Source organism: Roseivivax lentus (assembly GCF_900156805.1).
Classification (GTDB): domain Bacteria; phylum Pseudomonadota; class Alphaproteobacteria; order Rhodobacterales; family Rhodobacteraceae; genus Roseivivax; species Roseivivax lentus.
Map to the genome: position 1 here is coordinate 307,275 of NZ_FTOQ01000003.1, position 25,677 is coordinate 332,951.

A 25,677-nucleotide genomic window follows, 5' to 3' on the forward strand; every position below is an offset into this window, starting at 1 on the left:
GCCGCGTGCTGGCGCTGATCGCAGGGCGGGGGGCCTTGCCCGGCGCGGTGGCCGCGACCCGGGTCGAGAAGCCGCTGGTCTGCGCGCTGGCGGGCAATCCGCCCGACAGCCTCTTGCCCGATCTGACTTTCCGCATCGAGACGCTGGGCAGCCTCCTTGCCGATCTGACGGCGCGCGGCGTGACCGCGCTCTGCCTCTGCGGCGGCATTGACCGCCCGCAGATCGACCCGGCGGCCATCGATGCCGCGACCGAACCGCTGGTCCCGCGCCTGAAGGAGGCGCTGTCGCAGGGCGATGACGGCGCGCTGCGCGTGGTCATGGCGCTTTTCGAGGAGGCGGGCTTCACGATCCTCGCCGCCCACGAGGCCGCGCCCGATCTGCTGCTGCCGCCCGGCACGCCCACGCGCCGAGCGCCGCCCGCCATCGCCGCGACCGAGGCGCGCGTCGGAGACCGCGTGATCGCCGAGATGGGCCGGGCGGATCAGGGCCAGGCCTGCGTGATCCGCGGCACCGAGGTCCTGGCCCGCGAGGATGCGCGCGGCACCGACGCGATGCTGGCGGGGCTGGCGGGCGGGCCGGGCGCCACGGGCGGCGCGGGGCAGGGCGCGGGCCTCGGCGATCCCGCGGATTTCCTGATGGACACGACCTATGACGTGCTCGGCGGTGCGGCGGACTGGCTTTCGGGCGCCGGGCCGCGCGGGGCGGGCTGTCTCTGCAAGGCGCCGAAACCCGCTCAGGACCGCCGCGCCGACCTCCCGGCCATCGGCCCCGACACGGTCACGGGCGCGGCGGCCGCGGGCCTTGCGGGCCTCGTGATCGAGGCGGGCGGCGTGATCGTGCTCGACCGCGCGAAGACGCTCGCCAGAGCGGATGAGCTGGGCCTCTACCTCTGGTCCCGCGAAAGGCCCGCCTGATGCGCGTCTTCGTCATCGCGGGGGAGCCTTCGGGCGACCGTCTCGGCGCGGCGCTCATGCGCGGGCTGCGGCGCACCGCGCTGGAGACCGTAACCTTCGAGGGCATCGGCGGCGAACGCATGATCGAGGAGGGTCTCGACAGCCTCTTTCCCATGGACGAGATCTCGATCATGGGTATCCTCGAGATCCTGCGCGAATACCGCAGCCTCAAGGCCCGCATCCGCGAGACCGCCCGCGCCGTGATCGCCGCCAGGCCCGACGTGCTCGTCACCATCGACCTGCCGGAATTCTGCCTGCGCGTGGCCGAGCTGGTGAAGGCTGAAAGCGAAATCCGCGTCGTGCATTACGTCGCCCCCACGGTCTGGGCGTGGCGTCCGAAACGCGCGCAGAAGATGGCCGCGCATGTGGACCAGGTCCTCGCGCTTCTGCCGTTCGAGCCGCCCTACATGGAAGCCGCGGGCATGCGCTGCGATTTCGTGGGCCATCCGGTGGTGACCGATCCGCAGGCGAGCCATGCGGAGATGGCCGCCTTCCGGCTCACCCATGGCTTGGGCGAGGCACCGCTCTGCCTCGTGCTGCCGGGCTCGCGCCGGTCCGAGGTGGCCCGCCTCGCGCCGGTCTTCGGCGAGGCCGTCGCGCGGCTGCACGCGGCGCGACCCGATCTGCGCTTCGTCGTGCCGGCGGCCCAATCGGTCGCGGGCGCGGTGCAGGAGGCGGTGCAGGACTGGCCCGGCGCGCCCATCGTGCTCGATCCCCGCGACCCCGAACGCCTCGACATGGTCACCGCCAAGCGCGCGGCCTTCGGCGCGGCGGATGTGGCGCTGGCGGCCTCGGGCACGGTGTCGCTCGAACTGGCCGCTGCCGCCACGCCCATGGTCATTGCCTATGACATGAACTGGCTGTCGCGGCAGATCATCGGGCGGATGCTGCGCACCGACACGGTGACGCTGGTCAGCCTCGTTTCGGAGACCCGCGTGGTGCCGGAATTCATCGGCAAGGCCTGCAAGCCCGGCCCCATCGCCGAGGCGGTGCTGAACGTTCTCGATGCGCCCGAGGCGCAGAGCCGCGCCATGACGGAGACCATGGACCGACTGGGCCTCGGCGGGCCGCCCCCGGGCGAGCGCGCCGCGCGGGCGGTGCTGGATGGTCTGGGCATGGCCCACCGCTGAGAGGATCCGCGGCCGCGTTCGGCCAAGCGAGCCGCCGAAAGCCGCAGCGGCGGCCATGAGCCCCCGCGATGGGACCGAACCGGGCACCGCTGGCGATGTTGCGCCTGCGCTGGCTGGCTTTCCCGACCCGATCCGCGCCCCGCACATGAAAACGCCCGAAGCGCGCGGCTCCGGGCGATCTGCGATGTCCGGTTGTTGCGCGCCTTACTGCGAGGCGCTGACCGAGTCGTAGCTGTTGGTGAAGCCCGACAGCGACATGCCAACCGTCACCTTCTGGTCCGGCGCCGCGGCGGGCACGATGGTGATGTTGGCCACGGCCCCGCGCTTGAAGGCGGCGATGTCAGCCTCGGTGAAGCCCACCCGCGCGACGCAGCCCAGCTGCGCGCAGAAGGCGAAGTCATAGCGCTTGGCCGCGCCGCCATCGACGGCCATGGTCAGCTTCTGTGTCAGCAGCGTCTCCAGCGGCACGATGAAATTCGCGCCCGCCACGGCCTGGCCCTGGCCCTCGACCTTGAACAGGCTCACCTCGGCCACCGAATTGCCGTCCTCGTCGTTGAGCAACTGGTAAAGCTGGCACGGATCGTCGCCATCGGGGTTGCGCAGGCATTGGATCGACCAGTCGCCGATGGTCTCGCGCACGTAGCTGCCATCCTCGGCGCCTTCGGGTGCGGCGGCGGCCTCGTCGGTCACGGGCTCCCCGGTGTCGAAGATCGGCGGGGCCTCCGCCGCCGGGGCCTCGCTCGCCTCAGGTGTGCCGGTCTCTTCCTCTGCGGGCGGGGCCGTGCCGCTGTCCTGGGCCAGCGCCGGGGTGGCGCCCAGAAGGGCGATCAGGGAAAGGTGGGTCAGCGTCGTCTTCATCTACAGCGCTCCTCGGGGATGCTTGGTCGTGTTCGGGGCATCGTTTAGCACGGGCGGCTGCGGGTGTCAGGGGGGGAATACGGCCCGGCGATCCGGCGCCGGTGCGGCAGCTTCGCGCTGCAAGCCCTTGATCGCGAGAGAAAAAAGAAAAGAGAGCCCTTGGGCTCTCTTTTCCATTCTCTCCCCGTCGGACTGGCCGACTTTGTCATTGGATGGGACGCTACGATGGGATGCCTCACCCGTCAACAGCCAATATCAACAGAATTCCCCACAGGCCGCACTTGTAATGTTGCGCGAAAAAAAGCCGCGTCCGAAGACGCGGCCAGTCTGACAGGGAGGAAGTCAATCCGCACCCAGAGAGGACCAAAGGGCCGGACAAAATTCACACTGACAGCAAATGGTTAAGTAAGTATGTTGCCCATCGCACAAACTAGGAACGGGGCAGGGCGGATGGAAAACGGCATCTTCGTGGGCGGCGGCGGCGAAGGCTACGGCGACAGGCAATGGCTCGATCTGGCCTATGCCAACCGGCACGGGCTGATCGCGGGGGCGACGGGAACGGGCAAGACCGTGACCCTGCAGATCCTCGCCGAGGGCTTTTCCAATGCGGGTGTCCCGGTGTTTCTCTCGGATGTGAAAGGGGACCTTTCGGGGCTCGCCGCCGCGGGCAGCGCCGAGTTCAAACTTCACGGACCGTTCACCGAACGCGCCGCGACCATCGGCTTTTCGGATTACATCTACGAGGCCTTCCCGACCACCTTCTGGGATCTCTTCGGCGAACAGGGCCACCCGATCCGCACCACCGTGGCCGAGATGGGCCCGCTGCTGATCTCGCGGCTGCTGGAGCTAAGCGAGGCGCAGGAGGGCATCCTCAACATCGCCTTCCGCGTCGCCGACGAGGAGGGGCTGCCGCTTCTGGATCTGAAGGACCTGCAGGCGCTGCTCGTCTGGGTCGGCGAGAACCGCGAAACGCTGTCGCTGCGCTACGGCAACATCGCCGTGCAATCGGTGGGCGCGATCCAGCGGCGTCTACTGGTGCTCGAGAACCAGGGCGGGGCGAAGCTCTTCGGCGAGCCGGCGCTGGAGCTTGCGGACATCATGCGCCTGCGCGAGGGCGGGCGCGGGCAGATCAACATCCTTGCCGCCGACACGCTGATGGGCTCGCCCCGGCTTTACGCGACCTTCCTGCTGTGGCTCCTGTCGGAGCTTTTCGAGGAACTGCCCGAGGTCGGCAATCCCGACAAGCCGAAGTTGGTCTTCTTCTTCGACGAGGCGCATCTTCTCTTCGACGACGCGCCGAAGGCGCTGGTGGACAAGGTCGAACAGGTGGCGCGGCTCATTCGCTCCAAGGGGGTGGGGGTCTATTTCATCACCCAGAACCCCGACGACGTGCCCGAGGATATCCTGGGCCAGCTCGGCAACCGGGTGCAGCACGCGCTTAGGGCCTTCACCGCCCGCGACCGAAAGGCGCTGCGGCTGGCCGCCGAGACCTATCGCGAAAATCCCCGCTTCGATATCGAGGAGGCGATCAAGCAGGTCGGCACCGGCGAGGCGGTGACCTCGATGCTGCAAAAGAAGGGTGTGCCGGGCATGGCCGAACGCACGCTCATCCGCCCGCCCTCGTCGCAGCTGGGCCCGCTCGATCCGGCCGCGCGCCGGGCGATCATCGATGCCAGCGATCTCGATCTGAAATACCGCAAGACCGTGGATCGCAGCTCGGCCTACGAGATGCTGCAAAGCCGCGCCGAGGAGGCTGCGAAAGCGGCCGAGGAGGTGGAACGCCGCGAGGAGGAGGCCGAGATGGCCGAGCGCGAATACCGTGCCGGGCGGCGCTATTCCGGCGCCCGCGTCGAACGCTCCACCTCGAAGCCCACCCGACGGTCCGCGCGCGACACCTCCATCGGCGGGGCGCTCGCCTCGGCGGTGGTGAAGGAGCTGAAGGGCACGACCGGGCGTCGCATCGTGCGCGGCATCCTCGGCGGGCTCTTCAAGGGGCGTTGAGCATGCGTCTGACGCTCGATCACGTGGCCGTTCTGGGCGAGACGCTGGCGGCGGCCGTCGCGCATTGCGAGACGGCGCTGCCGGTCCCTTTGGGTCCGGGCGGGCAGCATGCGCGCTACGGCACCCATAACCGGCTCTTGGGTCTCGAGGCCGGGCTCTATCTCGAAGCGATCGCCATCGACCCCGAGGCTCCGGCACCGGAGGGCCCCCGCTGGTTCGGGCTCGACGACTTCTCCGGCCCGCCGCGTCTGGCGCGCTGGATCCTGCGCACCGACGACATGGACGCCGCGCTGGCCGCCTTGCCAGAAGCCGGGGCGGCGGTGCCGCTGGCGCGCGGCGATCTGCGCTGGCGCATGGCGGTGCCGCCCTCGGGACACATGGCCTATGACGGGATGTTCCCGGCGCTCATCGAATGGCAAAGCCCGACGCCCGCGGGCGATCTCTTGTCGCCTTCGGGGCTCACTCTGACCGACCTCGTCATCCGCCACCCCGAGGCGCGCGCGCTCGCGAACAGGCTGGCCCCGCATCTCGACGCGCCGCTGCTGCGCTTCGAGACCGGCGCGCCGGGCATGGAGGCCCATCTGCGCGGTCCGGACGGCCCCGCATGCCTGACGTGACCCTGCGCCCCGCGCGCGGCGGTGATGCGCCGGCCATCGCCGCGATCTGGGCGCATTGGGCCGCGACAAGCACCGCCACCTTCACCACCGACCCGCCGGGCGTTCGCGCCGTCGCCACGCTGATCGCCGAACGCCCGGTCTTCCTCGTTGCCGAGGCGGGCGCCGAAGGGGCGGACGGGATTTGCGGCTATGCCACCTACGCGCCGTTCCGCGCGGGCCCGGGCTATGCCCGGACGATGGAGCACAGCATTCATCTCGCGCCGGAGCGGCGCGGGCAGGGTATCGGCGCTGCGCTTCTGACGGGCATCGAGGATCACGCGATCCGGGCCGGGCAGCGCTCGCTCATCGGCGGGCTCAGTGCCGAGAACGCCGCCGCGCATGCCTTCCACCTGCGCCACGGGTTCCTTGAGGCCGGACGCCTCCGCGACGCGGGTCACAAGTTCGACCGCTGGATCGATCTCATCCTGATGCAAAAAATGCTGCCGCGCGCGGCCTGACTTATCCCGTCAAAGGCCCTAGTCTCACCCCATGTCGATCTGGACCCGCATTTCCGACGCGCTCGCGGCGCTCACCTCCGGCGAAAGCCTCGCCACGGTGTTCGAGACGTTGCGCGCGCCGCCCGAACGCTCGGTCGCCTTCACCATCGCGGTGATCGCGCTCGCGGCGAAGATGGCCAAGGCCGACGGGCAGGTCAGCCGGTCCGAGGTGGCCGCCTTCCGCGAGGTGTTCCACATCGCCCCCGAGGACGAGCCGGGGGCCGCCCGGGTCTTCAACCTCGCGCGGCAGGACGTGGCGGGGTTCGAGGAATACGCCCAGCGCATCGCCTCCATGTTCCGGGGCGACAAGACGGTGCTTTGCGACCTGATGGAGGGGCTGTTTCACATCGCGCTGGCCGACGGCACCTATCATCCCAAGGAGGATGCGTTCCTCGAACGGGTGGCCGACATCTTCGGGCTGTCCGGCACGCGCTTTCGCACCCTGCGCACGCGCTACGCGCCAGACGAGGCGCCCGACCCCTACGCCATTCTCGGCGTCGATCCCGACACGCCGCTGCCCGAGATCCGCCGCGCCTGGCGCGGGCTCGTGCGCGACAGCCATCCCGACCGGATGATCGCCCGGGGCCTGCCCGCCGAGGCGGTGAAGATGTCCGAAAAACGGCTCATCGCCATCAACCGCGCCTGGGAAGAAATCTCGGCCCAGCGCGGCGACTGACCGGGGATCGGATCACGGGATGCGCATCGCCACCTACAACATCGAATGGTTCGACGCGCTTTTCGACGATGACGGCCGGCTTCTGGACAATGGCGGCTGGTCGGGCCGGCGCGACGTGACCCGGGCCGAGCAGATCGCAGCCCTGGGCCATGTCTTCCGCACCATGGATGCCGATGCGGTGATGGTGATCGAGGCGCCCGACACCAATCGCCGCCGCAACACCATCGCCGCGCTGCAGACCTTCGCCGAGGCGTTCGATCTGCGCACGAGCCACGCGCGGATGGGTTTTCCGAACGCCACCCAGCAGGAAATCGCGCTGCTCTTCGATCCCGCCATGATCGCCGCCCGCCACGCGCCTGCCGAGGCCGAGGATGCCCCGCGCTTCGATCTGAGCTTCGGCATCGACCTCGATATCGACGCGACCCGCGACGAGGTGGAGTTTTCCAAGCCGCCCTTCGAGGTCGCGCTGCGCTGGCGCAACCGGGTGGATCTGCGGCTCATCGGGGCGCATCTCAAATCGAAGGCACCGCACGGGGCGCGGTCGCGCGACGAGATGATGCGCTTTTCCATCGCCAACCGCCGCAAGCAGCTGGCCCAGGCGATCTGGCTGCGCCGCCGCATCGAAGGGCACCTGGCGCAGGGCGATCCGGTGATCGTGCTGGGCGATCTCAATGACGGCCCCGGGCTCGACGAGTTCGAGGCGCTGTTCGGGCGCTCCTCGCTCGAGATCGTCATGGGCCACGGGGCCGAGGCGCTTTTCGACCCGCATGCCCACCAGGCCCTGTCGCAGCGCGTCGGGGCCCAGCCCGCCACCGCGCGGTTCATGATCGCGCCCGACAACCGCTACCTGCAGGCGCTGCTGGACTACATTCTCATCTCCCCCGACCTGCGCGACCGGGCGCGGGGCTGGCGCATCTGGCATCCCTTCGACGACCCCGTCTGCTGGCGCGACCCGGTGCTGCGCGAGGCGCTGCTGATGGCGTCGGATCATTTCCCGGTGACGCTCGACCTCGATCTGGACGGTGATGCGGGCTGTGATCCGCAAGACGATCCGCCCGACGTTACGCCACGCGATCCGGATGGCGGGGACGCGCTTGCGTGACTTGGGAATTCCCGGGTCCGCGATTATATATGGATCATGAGACAGATCGCACCTATACCCGTGCTGGCCGTGGCCCTGTGCCTCGCCCTGACCCCCGCCGCCGCGCAGGAGGCCGAGGAAGAGCGCGGCCTCTCGCTGATGGAGCGGGGCCTGTCGCTGTTCTTCGACGGGCTGCGTCAGGAGGCCGAACCGGCCCTGACCGAATTGCAGCGCCTGATGGAGGAATTCGAACCCGCCATGCGCGCCTTCGCCGACGAGATGGGGCCCGCGCTGCGCGAGCTGATGGCCGAGGTCGAGGATTGGTCGTCCTACCATCCCCCCGAGATGCTGGATAACGGCGACATCATCATCCGCAAGAAGACGCCCGAGGAGATGGAGCCGCAATTCGAGGACGGTGGCGGCGTCGAGCTTTAGCGCAGCGCGCAGCCCCGCGGATCGAACCTGCCCGGCACGGGCGCATGCCAGCCCCATCGGGTCGGGCGTGACCCCGGTCTGCGCCCCGCGCCGTGCCTAGTCCGCCGACGTGACGACCTTCACCTCGGCTTCCGCCCCCAAGGATTTCACGAGGCTCTGGAACCGCGCTTCGGCCACCTCGCCGTAAAGCGGCGCGGCCTCCTCGGACAGGCGCAGCGTCAATTGCCGCTTGCGCGGGCGCCACTCGAACCAGGCGCCGCGGGTCTTCTCCGACATCCACAGCATCGCGCCGAAGCGCAGCGCCTTGCCCAGCACCTCGGCATCCTGGATCTCGGCATCCGACAGGATCGAGGCCATCGCCTCGAACCGCGTACCCTCGCGCTTGTTGCGGTAGCGGTGCAGCAGCGCCAGCCCCAGGAAGACCCGTTCCTCGTGTTTCAGCCCGCCGAGATTGGCGCGCGTGGCATTGTCGAAGACGGTCTCGGCGCGGTAATCCGGGTGGGCGCGCCAGCTCACGTCATGCAGCAGGCAGGCGGCCTTGACGAGGCGCAGCTTGGCGGGCCGCGCGCCGGCGAACAGCGGCTCCACGAACTGGAACAGGCGCTTGCCGTAGCCCGGCAGCCGCGCATCCTTGGCCTCCGCATGGCGGCAGGCCTCGATCAGCGGATCGCGGTCGCGCAGCTTCTGCGGCATCTGCTCGAACAGCATGCCCTCGCGGATGCCGTAGGAGGAGATGGCGATATCCTTGGGCCGGAAGGTCTGCACGAGCCGGCGCAGGACCTCGGCCGCATAGGGCACCAGCGACATGCGTGCATCCGAGATGCCGACCCGCTGGCGCAATTCCTCCAGATCGTGCTGGGCGATGAATTTCGCGGTGTCGCGCACGGCACTCGCATCCATGCGGTACTCATGCAGAACGTGCAGCGGGTAGTTGCGCCGCTCCATGTCGATCCGCGCGATCGCGCGCCATGAGCCGCCCACGAGGAACAGCCGGTCGCGTTGGCTGCCCATGACTGCCTCGAGCTTTTTCATCGTTTCCTTGATGACCGCCTCGCGGCCCTTCTTGCCGCCCTTGATGTCGATCAGCTTCAGCGGCCCGAGGTCCGAGGTGACCCGGCGCCCGACCTGTCCGCCCGAGATCTCCGCAAGCTCCATCGACGAGCCGCCGATATCGCAGACGAGCCCGTAGGAGCCCGGCCAGCCCAGCAGCACGCCCTGCGCCGAAAGACGCGCCTCCTCCTCGCCGTCGATCACGTAGATGTCGAGGCCGGTCTCGCGCTTCACCTCGGCGCAGAAATCCGCGCCATCCTCTGCCGAACGCACGGCGGCGGTGGCCACGGCCGAGAGCTCGGTGCCCATGCCGCGGGCGAGTAGCTGGAAGCGGTGGATCGCCTTCAGCGCCCGCGCCCGGCCTTCTGGATTGAGCTTGCCGGTCTCGCCCAGCCCCTTGCCGAGGGCGCACATGATCTTTTCGTTGTAGAAATAGGCGGGCGAACGCGCCGCGCCGTCGAAGACCACCAGCCGGACCGAGTTCGAGCCGATATCCACGACGCCCACGCGGCTCAGCGCGCGGATATCGGGATCGGCAAAGAGCGGTCGGCCGAACGGCTCCCAGTCGGGATTGGTGGGTTCGGTCGTTCCATCCATGGTGGCGCCTGGCTTGTCGTTCGCGTCGCGGGGACAGTGCGGCACGGGGGTGCGGAGGTCAACCGGACGGGAGGACGCGGGGGGCGCCGAGACGGGGAGGCATGGCGTGCCCGGTCTTGCCGCGTTCAGGCCGGATGCAGGGGGCATCTGATCGGCCGGGTTGCAGCCGCAAAGAAACTGCGCAGGCGCCCACAGGGCGCCCTCGTGAAGCCGGACCAGCACGGCGGCAATTGCATTGGCGATCCCACCCCGAGCGGGCAATGACGATCCCTGCCGGGGCAGCCGCAGCCATCCGTCTCGGAGAAGCCGGAGCGAACCCCGGTCGCGTCAATCCCGCCGATGAGTGAGCACTGGAACATCGCCCGCCCCGGCCGAGCCGCGGCCCGAGAGCGACGGGTTCTCCATGAAGAAGCGGTGACAGTTGAAGGCGAAGCCCCCGTCCTCCACCTCGGCGCGCAGGAAGCGCCCGTCGGGCTGCATGACCCAGCTCTGCGCCACGTCGGCGAGGTTCGCGGCGATGATCTGGCTCACGATCTGCGCTTTCACGGTGGGGTTCATGATCTCGAGCAGGGTCTCGACCCGCCGGTTGAGGTTCCGCCCCATCCAGTCCGCGGACGAGATGAAGACCCGCGCCTTCTCGTGCGGCAGGCCGTAGCCGTTGCCGAAACACGCGATGCGGCTGTGCTCCAGAAAGCGGCCGACGATGGATTTCACGCGGATGTTCTCCGACAGGCCCTTCACGCCAGGCCGCAGGCCGCAGATGCCGCGCACGATGAGGTCGATCTGCACGCCCGCCTGGCTCGCGCGGTAGAGCGCGTCGATCATGTCCGCCTCGATCAGCGAGTTCATCTTGGCCCAGATCTGCGCGGGTCGTCCGGCCCGGGCGTGCTCGATCTCGCCCTCGATCAGTTCCAGAAGCTTCGGCTTCAGCGAATGCGGCGACAGCGACAGGTTCTCGAGCCCTTCGGGATTGGCGTATCCCGAGAGGTAGTTGAAGACCTTGGCGGCATCGCGCCCCAGCGCCGGGTCGCAGGTGAAAAAGCTCAGATCGGTGTAGATCTTCGCGGTGATGGGATGGTAATTGCCGGTCCCCCAATGGGTGTAGGTCACCAGCTTGTCGCCCTCGCGGCGCACCACGGTGGCGATCTTGGCATGGGTCTTCCAGTCCAGAAAGCCGTAAACCACGTGGGCGCCCGACCGCTCCAGCCGGCGCGACTGGCGGATATTGGCGGCCTCGTCGAAGCGCGCCTTCAGCTCCACCAGCGCCGTGACCGACTTGCCGTCCTCGGCCGCCTCGCAGAGCGCCTCGACGATGGGGGAGTTCTTCGAGGTGCGGTAGAGCGTGTTCTTGATCGCCACGACGTTGGGGTCGCGCGCGGCCTGGTTCAGGAACCGCACCACCATGTCGAAGGTCTCGTAGGGGTGGTGCAGCAGCATGTCCTTCTGGCGGATCGCCGCGAACATGTCGCCGTCATGGTCCTGCACGCGCTCGGGCACGCGCGGGGTGAAGACCGGCCAGAGCAGGTCGGGCCGCGCGTTCAGCACCAGCTCGCTGGTATCGGCGACGCCGATCATGCCCTCGAGCTCGATGGTCTCGTCCTCGCGCACGCCAAGCTCGCGCATCACGATATCCTTGAGCCCCGCAGGCGCGCCGGGCGACACGGTCAGCCGCACCACCTCGCCCCGGCGGCGGCGCTTCAGCGCCACCTCGAATTCCCGCACCAGGTCCTCGGCCTCTTCCTCGACCTCGAGGTCGCTGTCGCGCAGCACCCGGAAGCCGAAGTGATCCTTGACGCTGTAGCCCGGGAACAGGCTGTCGATATGCAGAAGCAGCACGTCCTCGACGAAGCAGAAGCGGTGCCGGTCGCCCTCGGCGGGCAGCCGCACGAAGCGGTCGATCTGGCTGGGGATCGGCAGCAGCGCCTTCAGCACGTTGCCGTCGCGGTTCCGTTGCAGCTCGATCGCGAGGCAATAGCCCATATTGGCGATGAACGGGAAGGGATGCGCGGGGTCGATGGCCAGCGGCGAAAGGACCGGGAAGATCGTGTCGAGGAAGGTCTGGCGCAGCGCGCGGCGGTCGTCCTCGGTGATCCGGTGCGCCGACAGGATCGAGATGCCCTCGTCCTCCATCATCTCGCGCAGGGTCTGCAGCACCTTCTGCTGGCGCGCCATCAGGTTGCGCGCATCCTCGTTGATCTTCACCAGCTGCTGGGCGGGGGTGAGGCCGTCCGCGGCGGGCGTGGTGTTGCCCGCCTGGGCCAGTTCGCGCAGGCCCGCGACGCGCACGGTGTAGAACTCGTCGAGATTCGACGCCGAGATCGACAGGAAGCGCACCCGCTCCAGAAGCGGGACCTTGGGGTTCTCGGCCTCTTCCAGCACGCGCCAGTTGAAGCCCAGCCAGCTGAGCTCGCGGTTGAAGAAGCGCGCGGGGCTGTCCGGATCGAAGCCCTCGATGGTGCAGGGCGTCGGGCGCGGCGCCTTGAGGAAATCGGCATTGCTCATGCCGGGTTCCCTAGGGGCGTTCTGTAACGCTGTCGTGTCGTCTCGGATCGGTTTCTGCATGCCCCCGAGTCAACGCGTTCAGCACCTCGATGGCAAGGGGCCTTGTGACGCGGCGCCGCAATCCGAGCGAGCGCGCATCGAGCGCGTCGACCACCCGGCGCGCCATCTCGAAAGAGCGCGGCATGTGGTGGGTCAGATAGGCGATGACGTTGGGCGCGGGCGCGATCTGGCGGTCCATGAACAGCTTGGCCAGCACCGCCGAGAGCAGCATGTCGTCGGGCGGGCCGAGCCGCGCCAGCGGGCTGGCCTGCATCCGGCTGGCAAGGTCGGGCAGGATCAGCGGCCAGCGCGCAGGCGGCGGGGCGGCGGTCAGCAGCAGCGGCTGACGTTCGGCCAGCGCGAGGTTGTGCAGGTGGAACAGCGCCTCCTCGGCGGCCCGGTCGCCGGCGATCCGCTCGGCATCCTCCACCGCGATGGGCGCGGTCGTGAGGGCGAGGATGTCGGCCTCGGGCAGGTCTGTCGCGGGCAGGATGCGCGCGCCGCTCTCGGCGGCCCAGACATGCGTGAGATGCGTCTTGCCCGCCCCTGGCGGGCCCACGAGGACAAGCTTGCCCGCGGGCCAGGAATGCCATTGGTCGATCTCGGCCAGCGCCAGCGCGTTGGCCTCGGTGACGAAGAAGTCCTCTCGGCCCAGCGCCGTGCGGGCGGGCAGGTTCAGGGGCAGTTGCTCGGCCATGGGTCAGGTGCCGGTCTTGTCCGCGTCGCCGCGATAGAGGCGGCTCGACTTGTAGCGGGTCACGAGGAAGCGCGCGATCACGCCGATCGCCGCCGCGACCGGCACCGCCACCAGAAGGCCCACGAAGCCGAACAGCGATCCGAAGACCGACATGCCCAGAAGCAGCCAGACGGGGTGCAGCCCGACGCTGTCGCCCACCAGCTTCGGCGTCAGGAAGTTGCCCTCGATGAACTGGCCGGACTGGAAGATCGCCCAGACCGCGGCGATCCAGATCCAGTCGCCCCAGAACTGAAAGAGCGCGAGCCCGATGGCCAGCACGCCGCCGACGATGGCGCCCACATAGGGGATGAAGGTCAGCACCCCGGCGATCACGCCGACGACGAGGCCGAATTGCAGCCCCACGAGCATCAGCGCCACCGCGTAATAGACCCCGAGGATCAGCGACACGGTGCCCATGCCCCGCACGAAGGAGGACAGAACGTGGTCGATCTCGGCGGCGAGGTGGCGGATCGTGTCCACATGTTCGCGCGGCAGAAGGTCGTCGACGCGGGCCACCATGTTGTCCCAGTCGAGCAGCAGGTAGACCGACACGACGGGCACGATGACGAAGAGCAGGATGACGTTGAGCAGCGACGCCGCCGAGCTGAGCGCGGTCTGCAGAAGCTGGCCGCCCTTGTCGCGAATGGTCTGGCCGATGGTCTGCAGCGTGTCGCGCACGACGCCGTCGCCTGCCATCAGGTCCGGAAAGCGCATGGTCAGGAATTCCTGCAGGTTGCGCATGAGCTCGGGCGCCACGTTGATGAGCTGCCCGGTCTGGCGCACCAGCGTCGGGATCACCAGGAGCGCCATCAGCACGAAGATGAGGATCGCGCAGATGGTGATGATCGCGGTGGCCAGCGCCCGCGACGTGCCCGCTTTCTCCAGCCGGTCGGCGAGGGGGTCGAGGAAATAGGCGATGGCCGCGCCGAGGATGAAGGGCAGCAGCACGTCGCCCAGGAACCACAGCACGACCGAGAGGATCACGAAGCCGATCCCCCAATATTTCAGCTGGTCTTTGACAGGTAGGCTCATCAGGATCGCTCGCGACGTGTCCGAAGGAATGTCGGGGTTTTCCGCACCGGGTGCAAGGCCCGGGCATGTGGCGCGGGCGGGCCGATGTCAATCGTCCTGCGCAAGGAGCGGAAGGGACGGCTGGTTTCCACTCGTATTGCGACGGGATGGCCGCCGGTCCGGTGCGCGGCCCTGCAGGCACCTGCGGGGGCATCGTCCAGGCATGCAGGGTGCGGCGGCTTTTCCTTCCGGCGGGCGGCGGCGCCCCTTGTGCCGGACCCGGCCCTTTCATACACCCGTGCGCGAGCCCTATGCACGAGAAGGAGCGCGCCGCATGCGCCTGAGCCGATATTTCCTGCCGGTCCTGAAAGAGACGCCCGCCGAGGCGCAGATCGTCTCGCACCGGCTGATGCTGCGCGCGGGCATGATCAAGCAGGCCTCGGCGGGGATCTATTCCTGGCTGCCGCTCGGCTACAAGGTCCTGAAGAACATCGAGACCATCGTGCACGAGGAACAGGTCCGCGCGGGCCATATCCCGATGCTGATGCCGACGCTGCAATCGGCCGATCTCTGGCGCGAGAGCGGGCGCTACGACGCCTACGGCCCCGAGATGCTGCGCATCACCGACCGGCACGAGCGCGACATGCTCTACGGACCCACCAACGAGGAGATGATCACCGACATCTTCCGGTCCCATGTGTCGTCCTACAAGGACCTGCCGCTGACGCTGTATCACATCCAGTGGAAGTTCCGGGACGAGCGCCGTCCGCGCTTCGGCGTGATGCGCGGCCGCGAGTTCCTGATGAAGGACGGCTACAATTTCGACCTCACGAAGGACGACGCGCTGCACGCCTATAACCGCCACTTGGTGAGCTACCTGCGCACCTATGAGCGCATGGGGCTGCAGGCCATTCCGATGCGCGCGGATTCGGGGCCCATCGGCGGCGACGATACGCATGAGTTTCTGGTGCTGGCCGAGACCGGCGAGTCGGAGGTGTTCTACGACAGCGAGATCACCGATCTGAAATTCGGCGACCGCCAGATCGATTACGACGATGTGGCCCAGTGTCAGTCGGTGCTCGAGGAATTCACCTCGCGCTATGCCCGCACCGACGAGACCCATGACGCGGCGCTTTTCGACGCCATCCCCGAGGACCGGCGCCGCTCGGCCCGCGGCATCGAAGTGGGCCAGATCTTCTATTTCGGCACCAAGTATTCCGACGCGATGGGCGCGAAGGTGGTCGATCACGACGGCAACCGGGTGCCCGTGCATATGGGCTCGCACGGCATCGGCGTCTCGCGGCTCGTCGGCGCGATCATCGAGGCCAGCCACGACGACAAGGGCATCATCTGGCCCGAAGGCGTGACGCCGTTCCACGCGGGCATCGTCAATCTCAAGCAGGGCGACGCGGATGCGGACGCGGCCTGCCAGGCACTTTACGACAGCCTGATGACGCTCGGGCTCGAGCCGCTTTACGACGACCGCGACGAGCGGGCGGGCGCGAAGTTCGCCACGATGGACCTGATCGGTCTGCCCTGGCGCATCACCGTGGGGCCGCGCGGGCTCAAGAACGGGGTGGTGGAACTGACCTCGCGCCGCACCGGCGAGAGCGAGGAGATGCCGCCGGAACAGGCGGTGACGCGCCTCGCGCAGATCTACGGCCGCGCCATGTGAGGGATGTCGCCCCGGGCTGCGCCCGGGGCGACCCGCGCGCGGCCTGCGGCCGCGCGGTCCAAGAGAAAAGGGCGCGCCTTCGGCGCGTCTTTTTGGTGTTTTTGGGCCCGTTTCCGATGCGTCGCTTTCGGCCTGCGTCGGTCTCGTGGCCCGGACGGCGTTGCGTTTTTCGGGAAAGGTGAAGGGGCAGGGGGGCGTGCCTCGGACAGAGGCCGCGCGCGGGCTGTGCCTGCGGGACCCGCCTTGGGCCGTAACGACGGCGCGCCAACCGGGGCGGCGCGCCGTCGATGCGGTGGGGCTCGCGCCTCAGGCGGCGCTTTCGATTTCCGCCACGACGCCGTCGACCACCTGGGCCAGCAGCGCCTCGTCCTCGCATTCCGCCATCACGCGGATCAGCGGCTCGGTGCCGGATTTTCGGATCAGCAGCCGGCCCTTGGTGCCGAGCGTGGCCTCCGCCTCCTGGATGCGGGTCTTGACCTGCGCGCGGTCGAGCGGGGCGGCGCCGGGGGCGAAGCGCACGTTCTTGAGAAGCTGCGGCACCTTTTCGAAGGTATGCACCAGCTCTTGCGCGGGTTTGCCCGAGCGGACCATCTCGGCCAGGAATTGCAGCGCCGCCATCAGGCCGTCGCCGGTGGTGGCGTAATCGGTCATGACGATATGGCCCGATTGCTCGCCGCCGAGGTTCCAGCCGCCGCGGCGCATCGCCTCGACCACGTAGCGGTCGCCGACACCGGTGCGCATCAGGGTCAGACCGCGCGCCTGCAGGAAGCGCTCGAGCCCGAGATTGGACATGACCGTCGCCACTAGCGTGCCGCCGCGCAGGCGGTCTTCCTCGGCCCAGCGGGCGGCCATCAGCGCCATGATCTGATCGCCATCGGCGACCGCTCCGGTCTCGTCGATCAGCACGACCCGGTCGGCATCGCCGTCGAGGCAGATGCCGAGATCGGCGCCCTCGGCCACCACCCGCGCGGCAGCGGCCTGCGGTTGCGTGGAGCCGCAGCCGTCATTGATGTTGTACCCGTCGGGCGAGATGCCCATCGCGATCACCTCGGCGCCCAGTTCCCACAGGATCTCCGGTGCGGCGCGGTGGGCGGCGCCATTGGCGCAATCGATCACGATCTTCATCCCGTCGAGGCGCATGCCCTGTGGGAAGCTCGATTTCACCCGCTCCTGGTAGCGGAAGCGGCCATCGTCGATCCGCTTGGCCCGACCGATATTGCCGGCCTGGGCCGGGGCGACGCCCGCCTCGACCAGCGCCTCTATCTCGCGCTCGGCCTCGTCGGACAGCTTGAAGCCGTCGGGACCGAAGAACTTGATGCCGTTATCCTCCGCCGGGTTGTGGCTGGCGGAGATCATGATGCCCAGATCGGCGCGCATCGACGGCGTCAGCAAGCCCACCGCCGGTGTCGGCACCGGGCCCAGCAACATCACGTTCATCCCCGTCGAGCAGAGCCCGGCGGTGAGCGCGCTTTCGAACATGTAGCCCGAGCGGCGGGTATCCTTGCCGATCACTACGCGGTGCACGCCGGTGCGTTCGCGGCGGAAGTAGCGCCCCGCCGCCGCACCGATCATGAGCGCGAGCTCCGCCGTCATCGGGTAGGTATTCGCGGTCCCGCGCACGCCGTCGGTCCCGAACAATTTCCGTGTCATGCACGCTGTCCCCTTATCGCTTCCCACAGGGCGAGCGCCTGCGCGGTCTCGGCCACGTCATGCACCCTCAGAATTTGAGCGCCTTGCGAAATACCGGCCAAGGCTGCCGCGATGGAGCCCGGCGCGCGGCGCCGTGCCTCCGTTTCCCCGCTGATGGCTCCGATAAAACCCTTTCGCGAGACGCCAAGCAAGACGGGACAGCCGAGACCGTGGAAAACAGCGAGATTCCGCAACAACTCAAGGTTGTGTCCGACGGTCTTGCCAAAGCCGATCCCGGGGTCGATCACGATCCGGTCGCGCGGCAGGCCGAGCGCCGTCAGCCGGTCGATCCGCGCCGCGAGGTGGTCGTAGACATCGAGCGTGACATCGTCGTATCGCGGGGCGTCCTGCATGGTTTCGGGCCGGCCCTGGCTGTGCATGACGCAGATCGGTGCGCCGCGTTCTGCCGCGAGCGGCGCCATCCCGGCGTCGAAATCGAGCCCCGAGACATCGTTGAGCAGCCGCGCCCCGGCCTCCAGTGCGGCCCGCGCCACACCCGCTTTGCGTGTGTCGACCGACACCACCGGGCGCCCCGTGGCAGACAGTTCGCGGATCAGCGGCAGGACGCGCGCGGCCTCGGTTTCGGGGGCGATTTCCTGCGCGCCGGGCCGGGTCGATTCCCCGCCGATATCGATGAAATCCGCGCCCGCATCGGTCATGGCGGCGGCATGTGCGCGCGCCGCGTCGATGCGGTCGAAGGCGCCGCCATCGGAAAAGCTGTCGGGCGTGGCGTTGAGGATGCCCATGATGCGTGGGCGCTCCAGCGTGACGCCCGCGATGGGCGCGCGGGGCCGCGTCAACGCGGCACGGCAGGTCTCGGGCAGCGCCTCGGCGGGCAGGCGTTCGGGCGCTTGGCCACGGGTCAGCCGCGCCACATGTGTGAACCAGAGCGGGCCGCCGGCAAGGCGCAGCGCGCCCTCCGGCCGGGCCGGGTCGTCGCAGAGGATGGGGCGGTAACAGGCGTCATGCATGGGCGCTGCCCTGCCACTGCCCGCGCGGCTTGGCAAGGGCCGTGGCTCAGGGCGCGATCAGCTGATCGGCGGGCGGGCTCAGCCGCAGGGGCACCGGGCAGGCCTCGGGGGCCGCGGCATCCACCACGATCAGCTCGCGCGCGGTCATCTGGCCCGCGAACCACGCGGCGAGCCCGGTCGCGTCGCGCGGCAGGATGCCCGGGCCCTGGGTCGCGTCCAGCACCATCTTCGAGGGCGCCCAGACGCAGACCTGCCCGTTCTTCATCGCCCAGTCGAGTTCGGTGCGGGTCGCGACGACCTTGGCGCGGTTGTCGCGCGCGGCCAGCATCCAGCAATTCTGCTCGATCGACAGCAGGTCGATCCGCCGCTGGACCATGGCGTGATCGGCCTGCGGCAGCGCCTGCGAATGCGGCCCGACACAAAGGATCAGCGGCGCGCCATCGGCCCGGCACTGGTCGATCCAGCCGGGCAGACGCGGATCGGCGATGGCCGCGTTCGACAGGAAAAGGATGCGCGGATGCGGCCGTTCGGCGGCGCGTTCGTCGAGCCGCGAGCCCAGTTCGCGCCGCGAGCGGACGATCTCGACGCCGAGGGCGCCCGGACCGCGGTCGAGCTTCTCGATCCGAATGAAGGCGCGCAGGGCCTGCGGCTCCTGCAGGATGCGTTCGGCAATGCGTTCGGCCAGGGTTTCGAGCAGATTGAGCCGCTCCGCTTCCAGCTCGGCGGTGATCGCCTCGGTCACGCGGTCATAGGACAGGATGCGGTCCACGTCGTCGTCGATGGGCCCGGCAAAGGGGCGCACCTCGACCACCACGTTGAAGCAGATGCGCTGGGTCGTGCCACGCTCGGCCTGGAAGGCGCCGATCTCGACCTCGCGGATATGGTCGCGCAGCGATATGCGGTCGCGCGGATCGTCGCCCGAGGTGGCGATGGCGCGCTCGGCGGGATGCGAGAATGCAAGGCGGATTTCAGTGGCCATAAGCAGGGTCCGATTGGTCGCGGCAGGGCGGGACGCTGCCAGCCATACCGGACCTGTGGGCACAGGGCCACCGAAAGACGGCATCCCGGGGTCGCTCTGCGACAGCCGGGATTGGTTGCGGGCCTAGGTCTGGCCGGTTACGACCGGCACACATGAGCAGCGCCACGGCAACCACGGCGCATCCCGCAGGTCATCCGCAGGCGCGACGGCGGCAGAAACGACTAGGGCTGGGCGCGCGCATCGCCGATCATCGGGGCGACGCGCGGCGGAGCGATCAGCGCTGGGACAGGCGGACCGGCTCCTTGTAGAAACGATGCACCCCGATCTGCGCGGTCATCGGGAACTTGCGCGCCCAGCGCGGGCTGACCGCGGTCGTGTGGTAATGCGTGGCCCCCTCGGTCAGGGTCCGCGGCGCGCCTTCCAGCATCAGCCGGGCAACCTTGCCGACGCGCTGGAACGCGCGGGGCTCATGGATCGTTTCGGGATTGCCGTCGCAGTTATAGCTGAACTGGCAGGCATATTTGCGGCCCGAGGACGCGCCCTGATTGACCACGCCGCAGACGGTGCTGGGGTAGTTTGGGCTGTCGACCCGGTTCAGGATCACTTCGGCCACGGCGAACTGGCCCTTGACCGTCTCGCCGCGGGCTTCGAAGTAAAGCGCCTCGGACAGGCACTGCCATTGCGCGCCGCCCGTGCGGTAGCGCTGCGCATCGAGCCAGGCACTGTTGAACTGCATGCCTTTGATGCTGCTTTCGGGTGCAGGCGTCACCAGCCGCTGCAGATGCGCGGTTGCCGCAGCGTTCAGGCTGCGCGCCTCCTGGTTGAGCACCTTGCTCATGTTGGTCTCTTTGAGTTCGGCATGGACCGGCAGCGCTGCGAGTATCAGCGCCAATGCCAGTTTCGTAATGCGACCCATCTGGACACCTCTTAACTACATTCGGATTGGCGAGAGACGTCCCGCCAAGGTTCGCGGCGTCGTAGGTAAAAATGGTCAATAGGTCCAGTTTTGGCCTTGCCGGATGGGCTGGAATCCGCCCAAAGACAACGAATCAGTTGGGGGATTTCCGCCCAAGGGGCTAAGAACGCTCGATTTTATCCTGGATCGCCGCTTGTGCGGCAGCCAGTCGCGCCACCGGCACCCGGAACGGCGAGCAGCTTGCATAATCCATTCCGAGCGTCCGGCAGAAGTGAATCGATTCGGGATTGCCCCCGTGTTCGCCGCAGATCGAGATGATGACGTCGGGATTGGCGGCCCGCGCGCGTTCCAGCCCGATGCGCAGAAGCTCCCCCACGCCGTTCTGGTCGAGCCGGTGGAAGGGATCCTCTTCGAAGACGCCCTGCTGAACGTAATCGTTCATGAAGCGCCCGGCATCGTCGCGCGACAGCCCGTAGGTCATCTGCGTGAGGTCGTTGGTGCCGAAGGACAGGAAATCCACATGCGGCGCGATATCGCCCGCGATGAGGCAGGCGCGCGGGGTCTCGACCATCACGCCCAGCCGGTAGGTGAAGTCGCGCCCGCGCTCGGTGCGCACGGCGCTGGCCTCCTGTTCGATCCGCGCGCGCACGATTTCCACCTCGCGGCGGGCCGAGACGAGGGGGATCATGATCTCGGGCACCACCGGGTCGTCGCCCTCGCGGCTCGCCTCCAGCGTCGCCTCGAAGATGGCGCGCGCCTGCATGGCGTAGATCTCGGGCACGGTGATGCCGAGCCGCACGCCGCGCAGACCCAGCATGGGGTTGTATTCGCCCATCGCCTCGACCCGGCGGGTGACGTCCGAGACCGGCAGGTTCAGCGCCTCGGCAAGATCGCGGAGCCCGGCGCGGTCGGTGGGCAGGAATTCGTGCAGCGGTGGATCGAAAAGGCGGATGCACACGGGCTTTCCGGCCATGATCGCGAAGAGCTCCTTGAAGTCGGCGCGCTGGATCGGCAGCAGCTGTGCCAGCGCCGCGCGACGATCCTCGGGTGTGGCGGCGAAGATCATCTCCTGCATGACCGTCAGGCGGCCGGGCTCGAAGAACATGTGCTCAGTCCGGCAGAGCCCGATGCCGCCCGCCGCGAAGTCGCGCGCGGTCTGGGCGTCCTCGACGGTGTCGGCGTTGACGCGAATGCGCAGGTCCCGCTCCGCATCGGCCCATTTCAGCAAGGTGCGGAAGGCATCGTCGAGCCGCGCCGCCTGCATCTTCGGCGCGCCCGCGAGGACCTCGCCCGCGGTGCCGTCCACGGTGATGATATCGCCCTCCTTGAAGACCCGGCCATCGGCGGCCACGATCTGCTTGCGTTGCGGCTGGAAGCGCATCTTGCTCGCGCCCACGACGCAGGGCCGTCCCATGCCGCGCCCGATCACTGCGGCGTGGCTGGTCATGCCGCCCCGTTCGGTCAGAACCGCGACGGCGGCATGCATGCCGCGCACGTCCTCGGGCGCGGTTTCGCGCCGCACGAGGATGCAGGGCTCTTCCCGCGCCGCCGAGGCCTGCGCGTCCGTGGCCGAGAAGACGATCCGGCCCGTGGCCGCGCCCGGGCTCGCCGCGATGCCCGCGCCGATCACGTCGCGGGTCGCGCCCGGATCGACCTGCGGGTGCAGGAGCGCCGACAGCATCCGCGGCTTGACCCGCATCACCGCCTCCTGCGGGGTGATGATCGCGTCCTCGGACAGGCGCACCGCGATGCGGATCGCGGCGGCGTTGCTGGCGGGCACGACGATCCCGTCGAGGATGAAGAGACGCCCGTTCTCGATGGTGAACTCGACCTGCATCTCCGCCCGCAGCCGCTGGCGCATCAATGCCGCGTGTTCCAGCAGCTCTGCGAAGGCTTCGGGCGCGCGCTCCTGCAGCGAGGGGCCGCGCGGATCGGTGGTCAGGAACAGCGCCTTTTTCCCGGCCTCGAGCGCGTCGCGGCCCTGGCTCTGGCTCAGGTAGCGCCCGGTGACCTGCGGCAGGCCGGTTTCGGGATCGACCAGTTGCAGAACGCCCGAGCCCGACTCGCCGCGGCCAAGACCCAGCGCCATCTCCTGCACCGCAAGGCCGAGCCCGGCATCCACCGGCGCGCCCTTGGCCTCGCGCAAAAGCCGCGCCGAAACGCTTTCCCAGCTGCGCGCCATGGAGCGCAGCACCTCGGAAAGCTGCGTGGCGGGATCCTGCGGGAAGGGCTCCTCGGCCTCGTCCTCGTAGGCGCGCAGGGATTGCTCCAGCGCGTCGGGCGCGTCCTCGTCGATCTCCTCGAAGGCATCGGGATCGAGCCGCGCGACATGCACCGCGTAGGTCTGGACCCAGCGGCGATACAGCGCCCGCGCAGCGCCCGCGCCCAGCGTTTCGGACAGCCGCGCGCAGGCCGCGTCGTTCATGCCGATATTCAGCATCGTCGTCGGCCCGCCCCAATCGGGGTCCTCCGAAGAGGGGCGCACGCAGACCAGCGCGTCCGCGTCGAACACCGACAGCAGGACCTTGGTGTCGGGAATCCGCCCCAGCGCGATCGCCTTCACCGTATCGAAGGACAGCGCCACCGTGCGCGGCACCGGCAGCTTCAGCCGCACCAGCCGCTGCAGGCACTTGGCCCGCCCGCCATGGGTGGCGGGCTGGATCGGCGCGGTCGGCGTGATCAGCGTGATGTGCCTGTCCAGCTGGAACGACACTTCGTTGAGGTATTTCTGCACTGCGGCAATCCTTCGATTGGCCGCAGGATACGCCTCAAACGTGGCCTGGCAAGGGCGCTGTCACGTCAGATGGACATTGGTCGTGGGGGCTCAGCCGTCCAGACGGGTCAGATCGGCCACCTGCAGACAGGTCGTGCGGATCTGGCTCAGCATGTTGAGCCGGTTGCGCCGGACGATGTCGTTGTCGGTGTTGACCTGCACCGCCTCGAAGAACGCATCGAGCGCGGGGCGGATTTCGGCCATCGCGGCCATGGCGGCGGGGAAGTCCTCGGCCTGCATGGCGGGGCGGATGCGGGCATCCGCAGCCTCCAGCGCCGCGAAAAGCGCGCGTTCCGCATCCGTCTCGGCCAGTTTCGGATTGGCGCCGAAGCTGTATTCCACGCCGTCCTTCTCTTCGGCCTGGGTCAGGATGTTGTTGGCGCGCTTGAACCCCTGCACGAGGTTCTCGCCATCCTCGGTCTCCAGCACCTCCTGCAGGGCGCGCGCGCGCTTGACCAGAAGCGTGATGTCGTCGCTGCCCTGCATGGCGAGGCTCGCGTCGATCACGTCGTGGCGGATGCCTTCGCCCTTGAGATACACCTTGAGGCGGTCATGCACGAAGGCCAGAAGGTCGGGCGCGGTGATGGTGTCGCGCTCGATGATGGTGAAATAGACCAGCACGAACACCGTCTTGTTCCATTTGTCGGCATTCCGCGCGCCCATCGCCTTGAGCCGCTCGCGGAAGAAGTCCTCCAGCGCCGCGCGATCGTCGAAATGGCGGGCGAGCGCGTCATGGAAGACCTGCGCCAGCGGCTCCCAATCCACCTCGAGGAAGGGGGCCGCGACCTCGGCCCAATCCTCGACCGTGCCGCGCTTGTCGGCGGCGACGCCTTGCAGGCTGGTGGGATCGAAGGCGCGCTTGATCCAGTGCGACAGGCGCAGCGTCAGGCCGTTCTCGAGGACGAGGCGGATCACGCCCAGCGCCGCGCGGCGCAGTGCGAAGGGGTCTTTCGAGCCGGTGGGCTTCTCGTCGATGGCCCAGAAGCCCGCCAGCGTGTCGAGCTTGTCGGCGAGCGCCACCGCCACCGACACGGGCCCGGTCGGCACCGCGTCGGAGGGGCCGAGCGGCGCGTAATGCTCCTCGCAGGCTGCTGCGACTTCGGCGGGAAGGCCCGCCGCATCGCTGTAATAGCGCCCCATAAGCCCCTGAAGTTCCGGGAATTCATAGACCATCTCGGAGGAGAGATCGGCCTTCGCCACCCGCGCCGCCTGTTCGGCGAGATCGGCATCGGCCCCCACCTCCGGCGCGATCTCCCGCGCCAGTGCCGCGATCCGGTCGATCCGCGTCTTCTGCGAGCCGAGCTTGTTGTGGAAGGTCACGTTCTCCAGCTGCGTGAGCCAGGGCTGCATCTTGTCGTCCCGCGCGACGCGCAGATCGTTCTCCCAGAAGAATTTCGCGTCGGCGAGCCGGGCCGCCAGCACCTTCTGGTTGCCCGCAAGGATGGTGCGCCCGTGATCCGCCGTCTCGCGATTGGCGACGGTCACGAAGCGCTCGATCCGGCCGGTCTTGGGGTTCTTCACCGAGAAGAATTTCTGGTGCTCCTTCATCGAGGTCTGCAGCACCTCGGGCGGCAGGTCCAGAAACGCCGCGTCGATCTGCCCCATCAGCACGACGGGCCATTCCACGAGCCCCGCCACCTCGGCCAGAAGGCCCGGATCCGCGACCACTTCCATGCCCGCCGCGAAGGCCGCGTTGGTGGCGTCGTTCCAGATCGTCTCGGCGCGCTCGTTGGCGTCCAGCACGACCTTGGCGCGCTTCAGCTTCGCCGTGTAATCCTCGAAGGAGGTGACGGAAAAGGGCTCCGGCGCCATGAAGCGATGGCCCTCGGTCACGTCGCCCGCGCGGATGCCGTCCACGTCGAGCGGCACCACCTCGGCCTCGCCCGCATCGCCCATCAGGATGCACAGGATCCGGTGCAGCGGGCGCACCCAACGCAGGCTGCCGCTGCCCCAGCGCATGCTTTTGGGCCAGGGGAAATTGCGGATCGTGTCCTCGAGCACCTCGGCCACGATCTCGGCCGCCGGGCGGCCCGGCTTCTCGATCACCGCGAAGAAGACGCGGCCCTTCTTGTCGTCACGCTCCTCGAGATCGGCGCGCGCGACGCCCGCGCCCCGGCAGAAGCCCTCGATCGCCTTTTCGGGTGCGTCGACCTTGGGGCCCTTGCGCTCTTCGCGCATGTCGGGCGAGCGGGCGAGCAGCCCCTCCAGCGTCAGCGTCAGCCGCCGCGGCGTGGCGAAGGCGCCCGCATGGGCATAGGTCAGACCGGCCTCCACCAGACCGTCCGTCACCCGCTTTTTCAGATCCTCCGCCGCGCGCGCCTGCATGCGGGCGGGAATTTCCTCGGAGAAGAGTTCGATCAGAAGATCAGGCATCGGGCCCTCCGCTTGGGCGACATTTGCAACTCGGCGCGGGATAGCGGGGCGGGCGGCGGAGGTCCAGCGCTTAGGCGGC

Annotated in this window: 20 protein-coding genes; 9 read left to right on the plus strand and 11 right to left on the minus strand. The window is 68.6% G+C overall.

The annotated features are described in order from the left end of the window. The first annotated feature begins 5 nt into the window (after positions 1-5). Positions 6-914: an LpxI family protein gene (locus BW990_RS08400; protein WP_076446955.1), complete on the plus strand. Its 909-nt coding sequence runs from the start codon at positions 6-8 to the stop codon at positions 912-914. Beyond that, complete coding sequence (gene lpxB / locus BW990_RS08405) at positions 914-2,083, plus strand: lipid-A-disaccharide synthase (protein ID WP_076446957.1); 1,170 nt, start codon at positions 914-916, stop codon at positions 2,081-2,083. Before BW990_RS08400 ends, lpxB begins: the two co-directional genes overlap by 1 nt. 204 nt (positions 2,084-2,287) lie before the next feature. Here lpxB and BW990_RS08410 read toward each other — a convergent pair whose 3' ends face one another. Further along, complete coding sequence (locus tag BW990_RS08410; RefSeq protein WP_076446959.1) at positions 2,288-2,941, minus strand: invasion associated locus B family protein; 654 nt, start codon at positions 2,939-2,941, stop codon at positions 2,288-2,290. Between the two features lie 450 nt (positions 2,942-3,391). Between BW990_RS08410 and BW990_RS08415 the strand changes: the two genes are divergently transcribed. From BW990_RS08415 to BW990_RS08440, 6 genes are read left to right on the plus strand one after another with little or no spacing between them, the layout of a single operon-like run. Beyond that, entirely contained in the window at positions 3,392-4,942 is a 1,551-nt protein-coding gene (locus tag BW990_RS08415; RefSeq protein WP_076446961.1) for a helicase HerA-like domain-containing protein, read from the plus strand. 2 nt (positions 4,943-4,944) lie between these two features. After that, positions 4,945-5,559, plus strand: coding sequence for a VOC family protein (locus tag BW990_RS08420; RefSeq protein ID WP_076446963.1), 615 nt, complete (start codon positions 4,945-4,947; stop codon positions 5,557-5,559). After that, on the plus strand, positions 5,547-6,056 hold the full coding sequence (locus BW990_RS08425; RefSeq protein WP_076446965.1) for a GNAT family N-acetyltransferase: 510 nt from the start codon (positions 5,547-5,549) through the stop codon (positions 6,054-6,056). The genes BW990_RS08420 and BW990_RS08425 overlap by 13 nt, the downstream gene beginning before the upstream one ends. A gap of 31 nt (positions 6,057-6,087) precedes the next feature. Further along, on the plus strand, positions 6,088-6,771 hold the full coding sequence (locus BW990_RS08430) for a molecular chaperone DjiA (protein ID WP_076446967.1): 684 nt from the start codon (positions 6,088-6,090) through the stop codon (positions 6,769-6,771). Positions 6,772-6,790: 19 nt separating this feature from the next. Continuing rightward, complete coding sequence (locus BW990_RS08435) at positions 6,791-7,873, plus strand: endonuclease/exonuclease/phosphatase family protein (protein ID WP_076446970.1); 1,083 nt, start codon at positions 6,791-6,793, stop codon at positions 7,871-7,873. A 36-nt stretch (positions 7,874-7,909) separates the two neighbouring features. Beyond that, a complete protein-coding gene (locus tag BW990_RS08440; protein WP_076446973.1) occupies positions 7,910-8,287 on the plus strand; it encodes a hypothetical protein in 378 nt (125 codons plus the stop codon). Positions 8,288-8,383: 96 nt separating this feature from the next. Here the strand turns inward: BW990_RS08440 and BW990_RS08445 are convergent, their stop codons facing one another. From BW990_RS08445 to BW990_RS08460, 4 genes are all read right to left on the minus strand, one after another. Continuing rightward, positions 8,384-9,934, minus strand: coding sequence for a Ppx/GppA family phosphatase (locus BW990_RS08445; RefSeq protein ID WP_076446976.1), 1,551 nt, complete (start codon positions 9,932-9,934; stop codon positions 8,384-8,386). A 327-nt stretch (positions 9,935-10,261) separates the two neighbouring features. After that, the gene (locus BW990_RS08450; RefSeq protein ID WP_076446979.1) at positions 10,262-12,436 is read right to left on the minus strand and encodes an RNA degradosome polyphosphate kinase; all 2,175 of its coding nucleotides are present in this window, start codon (positions 12,434-12,436) and stop codon (positions 10,262-10,264) included. A gap of 10 nt (positions 12,437-12,446) precedes the next feature. Beyond that, on the minus strand, positions 12,447-13,172 hold the full coding sequence (locus BW990_RS08455) for a P-loop NTPase family protein (RefSeq protein WP_076446981.1): 726 nt from the start codon (positions 13,170-13,172) through the stop codon (positions 12,447-12,449). A gap of 3 nt (positions 13,173-13,175) precedes the next feature. After that, positions 13,176-14,243 carry an AI-2E family transporter gene (locus tag BW990_RS08460; protein ID WP_076446983.1) on the minus strand — a complete coding sequence of 356 codons (1,068 nt, stop codon included), beginning with the start codon at positions 14,241-14,243 and terminating at the stop codon, positions 13,176-13,178. Between the two features lie 313 nt (positions 14,244-14,556). Here BW990_RS08460 and proS point away from each other — a divergent pair, with 313 nt between their 5' ends. Beyond that, positions 14,557-15,897, plus strand: a complete 1,341-nt coding sequence (gene proS / locus BW990_RS08465; RefSeq protein WP_076446986.1) for a proline--tRNA ligase — start codon at positions 14,557-14,559, stop codon at positions 15,895-15,897. Positions 15,898-16,203: 306 nt separating this feature from the next. Here the strand turns inward: proS and glmM are convergent, their stop codons facing one another. The 6 genes from glmM to glyS form a co-directional block, all read right to left on the minus strand. Continuing rightward, positions 16,204-17,547 carry a phosphoglucosamine mutase gene (glmM, locus tag BW990_RS08470; protein ID WP_076446989.1) on the minus strand — a complete coding sequence of 448 codons (1,344 nt, stop codon included), beginning with the start codon at positions 17,545-17,547 and terminating at the stop codon, positions 16,204-16,206. Continuing rightward, complete coding sequence (gene folP, locus BW990_RS08475; protein ID WP_076446992.1) at positions 17,544-18,557, minus strand: dihydropteroate synthase; 1,014 nt, start codon at positions 18,555-18,557, stop codon at positions 17,544-17,546. Before folP ends, glmM begins: the two co-directional genes overlap by 4 nt. Positions 18,558-18,603: 46 nt before the next feature. Beyond that, positions 18,604-19,536 (minus strand): dihydroneopterin aldolase, encoded by a 933-nt coding sequence (locus BW990_RS08480; RefSeq protein WP_076446995.1) that lies wholly within the window; start codon positions 19,534-19,536, stop codon positions 18,604-18,606. A gap of 274 nt (positions 19,537-19,810) precedes the next feature. Further along, a complete protein-coding gene (locus BW990_RS08485) occupies positions 19,811-20,452 on the minus strand; it encodes a cell wall hydrolase (RefSeq protein ID WP_076446997.1) in 642 nt (213 codons plus the stop codon). 160 nt (positions 20,453-20,612) lie between these two features. Beyond that, on the minus strand, positions 20,613-23,186 hold the full coding sequence (gene ppdK / locus BW990_RS08490; protein ID WP_083950522.1) for a pyruvate, phosphate dikinase: 2,574 nt from the start codon (positions 23,184-23,186) through the stop codon (positions 20,613-20,615). Positions 23,187-23,276: 90 nt separating this feature from the next. Continuing rightward, entirely contained in the window at positions 23,277-25,598 is a 2,322-nt protein-coding gene (glyS, locus tag BW990_RS08495; protein ID WP_076447000.1) for a glycine--tRNA ligase subunit beta, read from the minus strand. Positions 25,599-25,677: the final 79 nt, after the last annotated feature.

Excerpts from the sequence above, each read along its gene's own strand:
- BW990_RS08440 (WP_076446973.1), top strand. The coding sequence starts at position 7,910 with ATGAGACAGATCGCACCTATACCCGTGCTGGCCGTGGCCCTGTGCCTC.
- BW990_RS08415 (WP_076446961.1), top strand. The coding sequence starts at position 3,392 with ATGGAAAACGGCATCTTCGTGGGCGGCGGCGGCGAAGGCTACGGCGAC.
- proS (WP_076446986.1), top strand. The coding sequence starts at position 14,557 with ATGCGCCTGAGCCGATATTTCCTGCCGGTCCTGAAAGAGACGCCCGCC.
- BW990_RS08435 (WP_076446970.1), top strand. The coding sequence starts at position 6,791 with ATGCGCATCGCCACCTACAACATCGAATGGTTCGACGCGCTTTTCGAC.
- BW990_RS08410 (WP_076446959.1), bottom strand. The coding sequence starts at position 2,941 with ATGAAGACGACGCTGACCCACCTTTCCCTGATCGCCCTTCTGGGCGCC.
- BW990_RS08480 (WP_076446995.1), bottom strand. The coding sequence starts at position 19,536 with ATGGCCACTGAAATCCGCCTTGCATTCTCGCATCCCGCCGAGCGCGCC.
- BW990_RS08450 (WP_076446979.1), bottom strand. The coding sequence starts at position 12,436 with ATGAGCAATGCCGATTTCCTCAAGGCGCCGCGCCCGACGCCCTGCACC.
- BW990_RS08430 (WP_076446967.1), top strand. The coding sequence starts at position 6,088 with ATGTCGATCTGGACCCGCATTTCCGACGCGCTCGCGGCGCTCACCTCC.
- folP (WP_076446992.1), bottom strand. The coding sequence starts at position 18,557 with ATGCATGACGCCTGTTACCGCCCCATCCTCTGCGACGACCCGGCCCGG.
- BW990_RS08460 (WP_076446983.1), bottom strand. The coding sequence starts at position 14,243 with ATGAGCCTACCTGTCAAAGACCAGCTGAAATATTGGGGGATCGGCTTC.
- glyS (WP_076447000.1), bottom strand. The coding sequence starts at position 25,598 with ATGCCTGATCTTCTGATCGAACTCTTCTCCGAGGAAATTCCCGCCCGC.
- BW990_RS08455 (WP_076446981.1), bottom strand. The coding sequence starts at position 13,172 with ATGGCCGAGCAACTGCCCCTGAACCTGCCCGCCCGCACGGCGCTGGGC.
- BW990_RS08485 (WP_076446997.1), bottom strand. The coding sequence starts at position 20,452 with ATGGGTCGCATTACGAAACTGGCATTGGCGCTGATACTCGCAGCGCTG.
- BW990_RS08420 (WP_076446963.1), top strand. The coding sequence starts at position 4,945 with ATGCGTCTGACGCTCGATCACGTGGCCGTTCTGGGCGAGACGCTGGCG.
- BW990_RS08445 (WP_076446976.1), bottom strand. The coding sequence starts at position 9,934 with ATGGATGGAACGACCGAACCCACCAATCCCGACTGGGAGCCGTTCGGC.
- glmM (WP_076446989.1), bottom strand. The coding sequence starts at position 17,547 with ATGACACGGAAATTGTTCGGGACCGACGGCGTGCGCGGGACCGCGAAT.
- lpxB (WP_076446957.1), top strand. The coding sequence starts at position 914 with ATGCGCGTCTTCGTCATCGCGGGGGAGCCTTCGGGCGACCGTCTCGGC.
- BW990_RS08425 (WP_076446965.1), top strand. The coding sequence starts at position 5,547 with ATGCCTGACGTGACCCTGCGCCCCGCGCGCGGCGGTGATGCGCCGGCC.